Origin of the sequence: Burkholderia cepacia ATCC 25416 (genome assembly GCF_001411495.1) — a bacterium.
Classification (GTDB): domain Bacteria; phylum Pseudomonadota; class Gammaproteobacteria; order Burkholderiales; family Burkholderiaceae; genus Burkholderia; species Burkholderia cepacia.
Genome location: NZ_CP012982.1, coordinates 2,917,989 through 2,930,399, shown reverse-complemented (window position 1 = coordinate 2,930,399; position 12,411 = coordinate 2,917,989). Strand labels below are relative to the sequence as shown.

Genomic DNA, 12,411 nt, shown 5'->3' with positions numbered 1-12,411 from the left:
TTGTTTCCGGTTGAACGCTCCGGGTGGAGCGGCAGGTGAAAGGAATCAGGCGCGCAGGCAGGCTGCGCATGGACGCTACCAGCGGCCCGATGCGCCGCCACCGCCGCTCGACCCGCCGCCGCCGCGGAACGAATCGGAACCCGATTGCGACCGGGAGCCGGACGAGGATGACGACGAAGACGAGCCGCTGCCCGTCAGCTTCGCCCAGATCACGGCGAGTACGCACAGCACGCCGAAGATGCCGGACAGCACTTCCCCGACCGAATAGTCCATTTCGCGCCCGATCGCGACGATCATGAACAGCGTCCCGCCCACGATCGCGGTGATTTTGCGCACGCGCGCCGACAGGAACAGGTTGATGCCGAGCAGGCACGGCCCGACACCGGCGGCCGCCGGAACGAACGCCGCGGCGCCCAGCATGGCTTCGAGATTGCCGTTGAAGATCGCGCCGACCGGCAGCATCACGACCGGCACGACGGCCGCCACGAGCCAGGCGGCCAGGAGCGCCACCCCGCGGCGCAGCTTGCGCCACTGCGCGACCACGCCGAGCACGACGTTGGCAACCCCGAGCAGGAACCAGAACCGCACGCCGCCCGTGTTCGGGCGTTTCCGCTCGGGCAGGCCGTTCGACTGGTATTTTTCGCCGCCGGCTCGCGCGTCGCGGGGCGGCGGGTTCGCGGCACCCGTCACGGTCGCCGCGGCCGTTTCGTATGCTTCGTCGCGCCCGTCGAGCGCCGTGGCGGGTGTGGGCTGCTCCGGCGCGGCGACGTCGGCCGGCATCATTTCGTGCGTCAGCGCGTCCAGCGCATCGCTGATGCCGGCTTCAATGCGGTTCTCGCGGAATGCCGGCACGATCCGCTCGCGAATGATCCGGCCCGCGACGATGTCCGGAATCGTGCCTTCGAGCCCGTAGCCGACTTCGATCCGCACGGTATGGTCGTTGAGCGCGGCGACGAGCAGCAGGCCGTTGTTGACCTCGGCCTTGCCGAGTTTCCATTGGTCGAACACGGTGGTCGCAAACTGTTCGATCGTCGATTGTCCGGTCGACCCGACCAGCAGGATCGCGACCTGTACGCCGAGCCGTTGTTCGAGCGCGGCGAGGCGGTCGGTCAGCTCGGAGGCGCAGGCCGCGCTCAGCACGCCCGTCGTGTCCGTCACGCGGCCTTTCAACGGCGGTGCGGCTTCCGGCTTCGGGGCGACCGGATAGGCTGCGGCGGCGGCCACGTGTGTGCAGGCCGACCGGGTCGGGGTGGAAAGCGTGGCGGCCATGGACGCCGCGACGGCGACGCTGTCATCTTCGGCCGGCGCCGCGATGGCCGTGCCGCCGAACAGCAAGATCGCGCCCGCGAGCAAGGCAGCGGCCTTCCGGAAGCCGGACCTGCCGGTCACGCCCCTGGTGCCGCGTGGGTGCCGAATGCCGGTTCGGGCCGTGCCTGCCCGCGATGCCGGATCGCCTTCGCCGCCCGGCGCGCACGGCCGGCCCGTCTGTCGTTTCGAATTCATGTCGGAAACGGCGCGCCGGCTCCATCGGGAACGGCACGTTCTCTCGTCGTTTTTAATCGTCCCGCAGCATAACCAATTGTGAAAGGAACTGAAAGGTTTCCGGCCGACTTCCGGATCTCGTCATTCCAGCGTGCCGCTGCACGACGCGCTCGTCGCCAGGCCGCGTCCAGCCGCAGGCCGGCCAGACGACCGAAACGGGCAAGCAGTGCCCCGCTTCGGGACATAGAATGTGAACGGCGCCGCACCGTCGGCGCCTGCCGGTTGCCCCACTCTCCTCAAGGCCAGCGACCATGAACCTGCACCCCAGGCGTTTCATCCGCCCCGCGCTGGGCACGCTCTGCCTCGCCACCCTCGCAGCGCTTCAGGCGTGCAACGGCGATGCCTGCTTCGGCGTGGATGTCTGCTTCAACAACAACAACACGCAAACCGTCGCGCTGTCGGGCACGGCCGCGACGGGCGACGCGCTCGCGAGCGCGCAGGTGACGGTCAGCTGCGTGACGGGCTCGGCGACGACGCTGACGGACGGCGGCGGCAACTACCGCGTGACGGTCAATGCCGCGCTGCCGTGCGTCGTCACCGTGACGTCGGGCGGCACGAGCCTGCATTCGCTCGCGTACGCGGGCGGCACGTTCAATACGACGCCCGAGACCGAACTGATGATGGTCTATCTCGCCGCCCAGCTCGGCACGAACACCGCCGCATTGATCGGCAATTTCCAGGGCAATCCGCGCTACCAGCAGGCGATGAACAGCGCGAACACCGTACAGGCCGCGCAATCGGCCGTGGTGACGAACCTGCAGCAGCGCTATTCGGTCACGCTCACGGCGCCGGCGTTCCTGACCACGTCGTTCACGGTCGGGCAACCGGGTGTCGACAGCGATCTCGTCGCGCTCGCGAAAGCCGGCGCGATCGACGCGAACGGGATGCCGGATCCGGCTGCGGTTTCGCTGCTCACGCAGGCCGGCGCGACGCATCCGCTTTGACAAGCGGCCGGCGGCGGGAAGAAAGTCGCCCGTTATTGCCTGGTATCGCGCGTCAGGCGCGCGCTTCGGGCGCGTCGTCGGCCAGCAGCGCCCACCGTTCGTGGTCGCGCCATGCGCCGCCGATACGCAGATAGCGCGGAGAAAATCCCTCTTTCGTGAAGCCGAGCCGCCGAACCAGCGCAATCGACGCATGGTTGCCCGGCTGGATGTTCGCTTCGAGCCGATGCAGCCCGAGTTCGCCGAACGCGACACCGATCGCCGCGCGCATGGCGTCGGTCATCAGCCCCTTGCGGCTGAACGCCACCATCCCGTAGTACCCGAGATACGCGCTCTGGAACACGCCGCCGACGATCTCGTTGAGGTTCACCACGCCGACCACCGCCCCGGACGTGCGCTCGCGCGCGACGAATCCGACGTTCGGCCCCGTCAGGCAGCGGCCGAACCACTGGTCGAATCCCGCCTGATCGGTGAACGAGTCGACCCACGGCAGATGATGGCTCCGGCTCGCGCGATTGGCGGCGATCAGGTCGGCGGCGTCGGTTCGGGCGACGCGGTTCAGCAGGATCGGATTCATGGGGCGGTCGACAGGCGGCATTTACGCGGCCTCCCCACGCCCGCACGCGACGGGCGCGGCCTCGGCCTGCTGCTGCGACAGGTACCGCAGCAGTTTGGTGACCATCCACACGACGATGCAGGACAGCGCGACGAAGAAGACCGCGAGCGGCGTCAGGACATGGATCGACACGAAACCGGCCAGCCCCATCATCGCGGACGACACGAGCAGCAGCGCGCATCCGAGGATCGCGCTCGTCAGGCCGGCGATATGCGGAAAGAGCGAATTGCCCTTGGCCATCAGCGTCGGGTACATCGCGCCCGCGCAGAAACCCATCACGAGCACCGGCGTCGCGAGCGTCCACACGCGCAGCCCGACGGTCAGCGCCAGCACCAGCATCGCGACCGACGCCCCCGCCATCACGCGCGCGCCGATACGCAGCCGTTGCTCGGCACTCGGCAGCCCGCGCCCGTGAATGCGGTTCGACAGCCCGCCGAGGAAATACATGAGCCCGATGCCGAGCGCGAGATAACCGAAGAAGGTCGGCGGCTTGTGCAGCGTGGTCTGCACCATGAACGGCCCGACGATGTTGAACACCAGCAGGATGCTGTAGCACAGCCCCTGTGCGAGGAAGCAGCTCTGGAACACCGGGCTCGCCAGCACCTTGCCCGCGTTCGTCATCAGCGTGCGCGGCTCGAGATGCACCGGCTTCGGCAAGGTTTCGCGGTATCGCCACAGCAACGCCCACATCACCAGCGAGTACACCAGCAGGAACACGAGGCACGCGCGCCAGCCGAACCATTCCTGCAGGTGCGCGCCGATCACCGGCGCGATGATCGGCGCGAGCCCCCACGCGATCGACATGTACGTGAACGCGTGCATCAGCGCCTGGCCGGAGAACGAATCGGTGATGATCGCCTTCGCGAGCAGGTTGGTGGTCGCGATCCCGAAACCCTGCAGGCAGCGCGCCAGCACGAACGTCTCCAGGTTCTGCGCGCCGAGCGACAGCAGACAGCCGATTGTGTAGATCACGAGCCCGAACGCCAGCACGCGCTTGCGCCCGTATGCGTCGGCGACCGGCCCGAAGATGAGCTGGCCGAGCGCGTAGGCGGCCATGTAGCCGGACACGCTCGACTGGATCGCCTGCGGCGTGGTCGCGAACGACCGTGCCATGTCGGGCAGCGCAGGCACGTAGATGTCGATTGCGAGCTGGCCCGCGGACGCGAACAGGCAGATCAGGAACAACAGGAAACGCGGCGAGTTCGACTCGCGCGCGGGAGTGAGCGTGGCGTTCATGACGACTGGGGAGGATGTCGGACAGCGGTGACGCGGTCGTGCGATGTTCGAACCGCGAACACCCGTGCGTCATGTCGAATGCCGTATTGTGCCTGTTGTCGCGTCATGCCGCCGGATTCCCCTGGCACGGACGAGGTTGAATGCCGATTGCGGCATACCCGGAAATCCGCTACGGGCATTGCAGCAGACGCTTCCGGCCGCTTCGGCCGCTTGAATCCTGACTTGGGCCGGTACCTCGAGCGTCCCCGGCGACACCGATCGCGCGCGGCCCGGAGATCAAGACCTGATGCTGTTCCAGCCACTTGCCTTCCACACCGCAACCGCCGGCACGCACCGGCGGTTTTGCATTACCGAATGTCGATCAGCACCGCATCCGGTCAATACTGCGCCTGATCCGTCGGATTCCTGAACAGCTGCTTCATCTCCGCCGACAGCGGATAGTTGAGGCTCACGCCCTTCGGCGGGATCGGCTGCGTGAACCATTGGTCGTAGAGCTTCTCGGCCGCGCCCGACGTCTGCATCTTCGCAATCACGCCGTCGACCACGCGCTTGAACGCCGGATCGTCCCTGCGCATCATGCACGCGTAATTCTCGTGAACCAGCGGCGTGCCCGTCACCGTATACGCGCCCGGGTTGCGGTCCTTCGCGATCTCGCCGTACAGCAACGGCTCGTCCATCACGAACGCCACCGCGCGCCCGGTCGTGACGTTCATGAACGCTTCGGCGTGATCCTTGGCGCTGATGATCGTCATGTTCATCGCCTTCTCTTCGTTGAGCTTGCGCAGCAGGCGCTCGTCCGACGTGCCGGCCGTCGTCGCGACCGTCTTGCCGGCCAGGTCCGCGAAATCCTTCACGCCCGAATCCTTGCGCGTGCTGAAGCGGATGCCATAAAGAAAGATGCTGTTCGAGAACGCGGCCTGCTTCTGCCGTTCGAGCGTGTTCGTCGTCGATCCGCATTCGAAATCGATCGTCCCGTTCTGCAGCAGCGGAATCCGGTTCTGCGACGTGATCGGGATCTCCTTCACCGAGAGGTTCGGCAGGTTCAATTCCGTCTTCAGCTGGTCGACGATGCGCGATGCGATGTCGCGCGAGTAGCCGATGTTCTTCTGCTGGTTGTCCGAATACGAGAACGGCACCGACGATTCGCGAATGCCGAGCGACACGACGCCCGTGTCCTTGATCTTCTTCAGCGTGCCGGTGAGGGCCTGCGCGTGCGCGGTACCCGCCAGCGCACAGGACAGCGCGACGGCCAGCCAGCATAAGCGGCGATCCATGCTTTTCTCCTGACGAAACGTTGATCGAATCGCGATCCTACGCCCGACAAAATTCGCGTCGCATCAGGGAAAGCGTAAGCAACCTTCCACCGTGGCCGTGCATTGAAAGACGTTTGCCGTGCCGCGCAAACCGGCCCCCGCCGCACATTTCGCCCGACCGGCCGCACGCGGGCTCACCCCGCCTTCTGTGCCATACGTTCCAAACACGTGTTCGTGCTGCGGCGCAGCAACGTAATCGTTTGCGCCAGCCCCGGTTTTTCTCGTGAAACGCACTCAAGAAGCCGCCGCGCCAGCCGTTACCCAGTGCATGGCGCGTCGCAGCAAGCTTGCCGCGGCCGCCAGACAAAAACGACAAGGTCCGGGTCAGCCGGACCAGCGCCACCGCCGGCACGACGGTTATCTACGAGGATCGAGTTTCAACATGAGAACCAAGCGTTTCAATCTTGCGCTGGCGCGCTCCGCACATGCGCGCATGCTCGCCGGCATGCTGTCCGCCGCCGCCCTCCTGCCCCTCGCCGGTTGCGGCGGCGGAGGCGGCGGCGACGGCAGCAACCCGTCTTCTTCCAACGCGGCACCGGCACCGGCACCTGCCCCCGCCCCGACGCCCGCTCCCGGCACTCCGACGACCCCGCCCGCCTCGGCCGGCAACAATGCATGCGCGACGCAGCAGGCCGCCGTGCAGATGGCGGCGCAGGCCGCGCCGGCAGAAGCGCCGATCGATCACCTGATCGTCAAGCTGAAGACGCTGACGGCCACGCGCGCGATGGCGGCCATCGACAACGGGACGCGGCTCGACGCGGTCATCCAGCGCTCGATGACGCGCTGGACGGCACCGGTCGCCGGCAGTGCACGTGCCTATGCGAGCACGGTCGGGCAAGCCCCGGTGAACGTGCAGGTCGAACGGACGATCTCGAACGGCGCGGCCGTGCTGTCGCTCGGCCAGCGCATGGCCGCCACCGACGCAGCCGCGCTCGCGCAGGCATTCGCCGCCGATTCGGACGTCGACTACGCGGAACCGGATCACCCGATGCAGATCCGCGACACGCCGAGCGATCCGCTCTACAACCAGCAGTGGTACCTGTCCGACCCGACCGCCGGCATCGACCTGCCGCCCGCCTGGAACGTGACCAAGGGATCGCCGACCGTCGTCACGGCCGTGCTCGACACCGGCTACCGGCCGCATGCCGACCTCATGGGCAACCTGCTGTCCGGCTACAGCTTCATCAGCAACGTCAACACCAGCAACAACGGCCTGACGCGCACCCCTGACGCAACCGATCCGGGCGACTGGGTCACGCAACAGGAACTCGACAACGCAAACGGCCCGTACTATCACTGCGCGAGCCAGCCGAGCGACAGCAGCTGGCACGGCACGCGCGTGATGGGCGTGATCGGCGCGACCGCCAACAACGGCACCGGCATCGCCGGCGTGTCGTGGCTCAGCCAGATCCTGCCGGTACGCGTGCTCGGCAAGTGCGGCGGCGTGACGAGCGACATCGCCGACGGGATGCGCTGGGCAGCCGGCATCCCGGTGAACGGCGTGCCGACGAACCCGCGCCCCGCGAAGGTCATCAACCTGAGCCTCGGCGGTGTCGGCGCGTGCAGCACGACGTTCCAGCAGGCCATCGACGACGTGACCGCGAAGGGTGTGACCGTCGTCGTCGCAGCCGGCAACGACGGCTTGTCGACCGGGCTCGACCAGCCTGCGAACTGCCGCGGCGTGATCAGCGTCGGCGCCACCGATGCGACCGGCCGCCGTGCGTCGTTCAGCAACTTCGGCGCCGATGTCTCGCTGAGCGCGCCGGGCGTCAACATCCTGTCGACGTCGAACACCGGCACCACGACGCCGGGCTCGGACACCTACGGCCTCGCGAACGGCACCAGCCTTGCGACGCCGCAGGTGTCGGGCGTCGCCGCGCTGATGTTGTCGGTGAACGGCACCCTCACGCCCGCGCAGATCCAGCAGAAGCTGCAAGGCGGCGCGCGCACGACCAAGCTCGCGGCCGGCACGTCGTGCACCGCGATGCCGGCAGGCTCGGGCATTGTCGACGCAGGGGCCGCCATCGCGGCAGCCGGCCAGTAACCCGCCCCTGCTTCCACGCGGCCGCGCGCATGCCGATCACGCATGCGCGCGGCCGTTTCATTCGCGGCAATCCGGGGCTGCGCCACGCACACATCACCCCGATCATGTTTCCCGAAATAACGACCGACAAAAGGGTTGACGCTTCGCACAGCGACCCATTACCATCGCTCCCGTCTAATTACATGGAGTGTTCTGTGAACACCGATGCGAGTTGTAGTTGGTGCCTGACCAACTTGACTGCTGCCTGAGGAAAACGCGCAGAGCCTCGTCTTCTGCCGCATCCCGGGAAGCAGGATGCGGCGCCCTTCCGGCCTGACCGGCCAGATCTCCCGCCGAATTTTCGATGTTGTCGAACGCACGCGCCGCGCCGTCGCGCGCGTGCGTGTTGCGCGCGGCGTCAGCCGCGTGCGCCTTCCGTTCGCGTGCCGTCCGGCCGCGCGCCTTCGTGCGCGCGTCGCCTTCGATCGCCCGTGCCGATTACCCGCAACCGACAGGAGTGCAGATGAACTCGGACGACAGTAGTCGATTACCGCTCGCCGGTGCGACGCCGCGCATCGCCCCTCCGGCCGCACCGCACGCGCCGGCGAGCGTTCCCGCCATCACCGATCCACAGCCGATCGCGCCTGACGCGACGCGGCGGGGAGCGCTCGTGCGTCGATAACGTCACGGTCGCTCCCCGCCCGCCGCCTCGTGCGCAAGGAGCGACTCATGACAACACGACACAACACCTCGCACAAGAAACAACGCGGCTTCATCAAGGCCGGCGCCGGCCCGCAGAACGAACCGCGCATCATGCGCGCCGCGCAGGAAGCGGCCCGTCCGCTCGAAGACACGCTGAAGTCGCTGAACACCAGCACGCGCGGCCTCACCTACGACCAGGCCGCCGGCCGCCTGCAGCACGACGGCCCGAACGAAATCGCGCACGACAAGCCGCCGCACTGGACCCGCCAGCTGCTGCTCTCGTTCCACAACCCGTTCGTCTACGTGCTGCTGGTGCTGGCCGCCATCAGCTTCTTCACCGACGTCTACTTCGCCGCACCCGACGATCGCGACTACGTCGGCATGACGATCCTGCTGACGATGGTCACGATCAGCGCGCTGCTGCGCTTCGTGCAGGAATTCCGCTCGCTGCGCGCGGCCGAGAAGCTGAAGGCGATGGTCCGCACGACCGCGACCGTGCAGCGCGCGGTGACCGACACGTCCGAGCCGTCCCGCCGCGAGGTGCCGATGCGCGAAGTCGTGACCGGCGACATCGTGCACCTGTCGGCCGGCGACATGATCCCGGCGGACGTGCGCCTGCTCGCGTCGCGCGACCTGTTCATCAGCCAGGCCGTGCTGACCGGCGAAGCGCTGCCGGTCGAGAAGTACGACACGCTCGGCGCGGTCGCGGGCAAATCCGCCGGCACGCGCGCGGCCGGTGCGGCGACCGATACGTCGGCATCGTTGCTCGATCTCGAGAACGTCTGCTTCATGGGCACCAACGTCGTCAGCGGCACGGCGACGGCCGTCGTCGTCGCGACCGGCGAGGACACCTACTTCGGCTCGCTCGCGCGCAACGTCGTGAGCCACAAGCGCATCGAGACGAGCTTCGACCGCGGCGTCGCGAGCGTGAGCTGGCTGCTGATCAAGTTCATGTTCGTGATGGTGCCGATCGTGTTCATGATCAACGGGCTGACCAAGGGCGACTGGCTGAGCGCGCTCACGTTCGCGCTCGCGGTGGCCGTGGGCCTCACGCCCGAGATGCTGCCGATGATCGTCAGCGCGAACCTCGCGCGCGGCGCGGTCGCGATGGCGCGCCGCAAGGTCGTCGTGAAACGCCTGAATTCGGTGCAGAACTTCGGCGCGATGGACGTGCTGTGCACCGACAAGACCGGCACGCTCACGCAGGACAAGATCATCCTCGAGCATCACCTCGACCTGTCGGGCCACAAGAACGAGGACATCCTGCGGCTCGGCTGGCTGAACAGCTTCCACCAGAGCGGGCAGAAGAACCTGATCGACATCGCGGTCGTCGCACGTGCCGACGAGATCGGCGAGCGCGTGAAGCCGCAGGGCTACAAGAAGATCGACGAACTGCCGTTCGACTTCGTACGGCGCCGCCTGTCGGTCGTCGTCGAGGATACGCGCGGCACGCACCTGCTGATCTGCAAGGGCGCGGTCGAGGAGATGCTGGCCGTCTCCACGCACGTGCAGGATGAAGACGGCGTGCGTCCGCTCGACTTCGTCGCGCGCAAGCGGCTGCTCGAACAGGCGAGCGCGTACAACGAGGACGGCTTCCGCGTGCTCGTGCTCGCGACGCGCACGATCCCGCGCGGCGACGAGCGCCAGCAGTACCGCACCGCCGACGAACACGACCTCGTCGTGCGCGGCTTCCTGACCTTCCTCGACCCGCCGAAGGAATCGGCCGCGCCGGCGCTCGCCGCGCTGCGCGAAAACGGTGTCGCCGTGAAGGTGCTGACGGGCGACAACCCGATCGTCACGATGAAGGTGTGCCGCCAGGTCGGCCTCGAACCCGGCAAGCCGATCCTCGGCACGGAGATCGAAGCGCTCGACGACGCGACGCTCGCGCAGGTCGTCGAACGCACGACCGTGTTCGCGAAACTGACGCCGCTGCAGAAGGCACGCATCGTCAAGGCGCTGCAGGCGAACGGCCACACGGTCGGCTTCCTCGGCGACGGCATCAACGACGCCCCCGCGCTGCGCGACGCCGACGTCGGCATCTCGGTCGACAGCGGCGCCGACATCGCGAAGGAAACCGCCGACATCATCCTGCTCGAAAAGAGCCTGATGGTGCTCGAGGAAGGCGTGATCAAGGGCCGCGAGACGTTCGGCAACATCCTGAAGTACCTGAACATGACCGCGAGCTCGAACTTCGGCAACGTGTTCTCGGTGCTCGTCGCGAGCGCGTTCCTGCCGTGGGAGCCGATGCTCGCGACGCAGCTGCTCGTGCTGAACCTGATCTACGACACGTCGCAGATGCTGCTGCCGTGGGACAAGATGGACCCCGAGTTCCTGAAGAAGCCGCGCAAGTGGGAAGCCGGCAACATCAGCCGCTTCATGCTGTGGGTCGGGCCGACGTCGTCGGTGTTCGACATCACGACGTACATCCTGATGTGGACGGTATTCGGCGCGGGTGCGATGTATCACCTGAACGGCGGCGCGGGCGGCCAGATCGTGATGAACTCGGGCTGGTTCATCGAGAGCCTCGTGTCGCAGACGCTCGTCGTGCACCTGCTGCGCACGCAGAAGATCCCGTTCCTGCAGAGCACGGCCGCGCTGCCGGTGCTGCTGTCAACGTTCACCGCGATCGCGATCGGCTGCTGGCTGCCGTTCTCGCCGTTCGCGGAGTCGCTCGGCTTCATGCACCTGCCGGGCACCTTCTGGCTGTGGCTCGCCGCGACGATGGTCGGCTATATCCTGCTCGCGCAGATCGTCAAGACGATCTACGTGCGCCGCTACAAGCAGTGGTTCTGATGGTCCCGGCCTGAAGCCGGCCGGCCCACGCGCTTCGCCGTGGGCCGGCCGGCCCGCCATGCACGACACAGGTGATGCAATGAAGAGAATGCTTCCGCTCGCAGCCGCGAGCGCCCTCCTCGCGCCGTTCGATGCCCTCGCCACCCATCCGCTCGTCAGCGACGACACGGGCACGCAGGGCAACGCGAACCGGCAGTTCGAGTTCAACGCCGAGGAAACCTCGAAACAGGAAGAAAACGGCCGCCACCAGCTGTGGAACGCGACGCTCACGCGCGGGTTCGGCGAACGCGTCGATCTCTACGTGAACGTGCCTTACACGCATCTGCAGGCACGCTCCGACGAACATGGCGCCGGGCTCGGCGATGTCGAGATCGGCATGAAATGGCGGTTCGTCGAACGCGGCCCGCTGTCGATCGCGCTGAAGCCGAAACTGACGACGCCGACCGGCAACGACCGGCGCGGGCTCGGCACCGGCCGCGCGGGTGCCGGCGCAACGCTGCTCGCACAGCTCGACGTCGCGCGGTTTTCGTTCCTCGCGAATGCGGGCATGACGTACCAGCCGAATCGCCAGGGCGACCTGACGTCGATCTGGGCCGTGTCGGGCGCGGCGATCTACAAGGCGACCGACAAGCTGCAGATCGTGGCCGACATCGGCACGTCGCGCAACACGGAGCGCGGTGCCGGCGCGAATCCCGCATTCGCGATCGCGGGCGCGATCTATTCGCCGAAGCCGTGGCTCGATCTCGACATCGGCTATCGGCGCGGGCTGAACGACCAGACCTACGATCATTCGGTGATGGGCGGCGTCACGGTGCGGTGGTGACACGCAGGTGTGCGGCATCGAACCGCATACCGAACCGCCAGACGACGGGCCGCTTCCAGCGGCCCGTTTTTCATTGCGTGTCGTTCGCGCCGAACAGTTGCGCGCACACGGCGCGCCCTTCGTCGGTCAGCGCGGCGCTGCCGGTGCCGTCTTCGTTCAGCGTCGTCGTACTCAGGCCCGCGGCGTCGAGCTGCGTCAGCACGCGGCGCAGCGTGCTCATCGGCAGTTGCGTGCGTTTCGCGATCTTCGGCAACGACCAGGTCTTGCCGGCCGGATCGCTCGCGGCGTCGTTCAGCGTTGCGAGCGTCGCGACGAGTGCGGGATCGAGCGGGGATTCGTCGGATTCTGAGGTCATCGGTTCGGTCCGTAGCAGACAGGTATTCGTTCGCGCATTCAGCGCCGATTGCGGAGACTATATCGCT

At 67.2% G+C, this 12,411-nt stretch carries 11 protein-coding genes; 6 read left to right on the top strand and 5 right to left on the bottom strand.

The window, feature by feature from the left end; all coding sequences use genetic code 11:
- Positions 1-75: 75 nt before the first annotated feature.
- Complete coding sequence (locus APZ15_RS30330) at positions 76-1,269, bottom strand: TPM domain-containing protein (RefSeq protein ID WP_158605827.1); 1,194 nt, start codon at positions 1,267-1,269, stop codon at positions 76-78.
- Between APZ15_RS30330 and APZ15_RS41900 the strand changes: the two genes are divergently transcribed.
- On the top strand, positions 1,268-1,585 hold the full coding sequence (locus APZ15_RS41900) for a hypothetical protein (RefSeq protein WP_134255110.1): 318 nt from the start codon (positions 1,268-1,270) through the stop codon (positions 1,583-1,585). The genes APZ15_RS30330 and APZ15_RS41900 overlap by 2 nt on opposite strands.
- Before the next feature lie 208 nt (positions 1,586-1,793).
- A complete protein-coding gene (locus APZ15_RS30325) occupies positions 1,794-2,486 on the top strand; it encodes a hypothetical protein (protein WP_027791856.1) in 693 nt (230 codons plus the stop codon).
- A gap of 52 nt (positions 2,487-2,538) precedes the next feature.
- Here APZ15_RS30325 and APZ15_RS30320 read toward each other — a convergent pair whose 3' ends face one another.
- The 3 genes from APZ15_RS30320 to APZ15_RS30310 all read right to left on the bottom strand — a co-directional run bounded on the left by APZ15_RS30320 (position 2,539) and on the right by APZ15_RS30310 (position 5,609).
- A complete protein-coding gene (locus APZ15_RS30320; RefSeq protein WP_027791857.1) occupies positions 2,539-3,060 on the bottom strand; it encodes a GNAT family N-acetyltransferase in 522 nt (173 codons plus the stop codon).
- A 21-nt stretch (positions 3,061-3,081) separates the two neighbouring features.
- Positions 3,082-4,335, bottom strand: a complete 1,254-nt coding sequence (locus APZ15_RS30315) for a multidrug effflux MFS transporter (RefSeq protein WP_027791858.1) — start codon at positions 4,333-4,335, stop codon at positions 3,082-3,084.
- 377 nt (positions 4,336-4,712) lie between these two features.
- Entirely contained in the window at positions 4,713-5,609 is an 897-nt protein-coding gene (locus APZ15_RS30310; protein WP_049098212.1) for a glutamate/aspartate ABC transporter substrate-binding protein, read from the bottom strand.
- Between the two features lie 421 nt (positions 5,610-6,030).
- On the opposite strand from APZ15_RS30310, the gene APZ15_RS30305 reads away from it, so the two are divergent.
- From APZ15_RS30305 to APZ15_RS30290, 4 genes are all read left to right on the top strand, one after another.
- Entirely contained in the window at positions 6,031-7,692 is a 1,662-nt protein-coding gene (locus APZ15_RS30305; protein ID WP_027791860.1) for a S8 family peptidase, read from the top strand.
- A gap of 343 nt (positions 7,693-8,035) precedes the next feature.
- Entirely contained in the window at positions 8,036-8,353 is a 318-nt protein-coding gene (locus APZ15_RS30300; protein WP_057056484.1) for a hypothetical protein, read from the top strand.
- A 47-nt stretch (positions 8,354-8,400) separates the two neighbouring features.
- Positions 8,401-11,166 (top strand): magnesium-translocating P-type ATPase, encoded by a 2,766-nt coding sequence (mgtA, locus tag APZ15_RS30295; RefSeq protein ID WP_080982110.1) that lies wholly within the window; start codon positions 8,401-8,403, stop codon positions 11,164-11,166.
- A 79-nt stretch (positions 11,167-11,245) separates the two neighbouring features.
- Positions 11,246-11,989 (top strand): transporter, encoded by a 744-nt coding sequence (locus APZ15_RS30290; protein WP_027791862.1) that lies wholly within the window; start codon positions 11,246-11,248, stop codon positions 11,987-11,989.
- A 70-nt stretch (positions 11,990-12,059) separates the two neighbouring features.
- Here the strand turns inward: APZ15_RS30290 and APZ15_RS30285 are convergent, their stop codons facing one another.
- Positions 12,060-12,344, bottom strand: coding sequence for a transcriptional regulator (locus tag APZ15_RS30285; RefSeq protein ID WP_027791863.1), 285 nt, complete (start codon positions 12,342-12,344; stop codon positions 12,060-12,062).
- Positions 12,345-12,411: the final 67 nt, after the last annotated feature.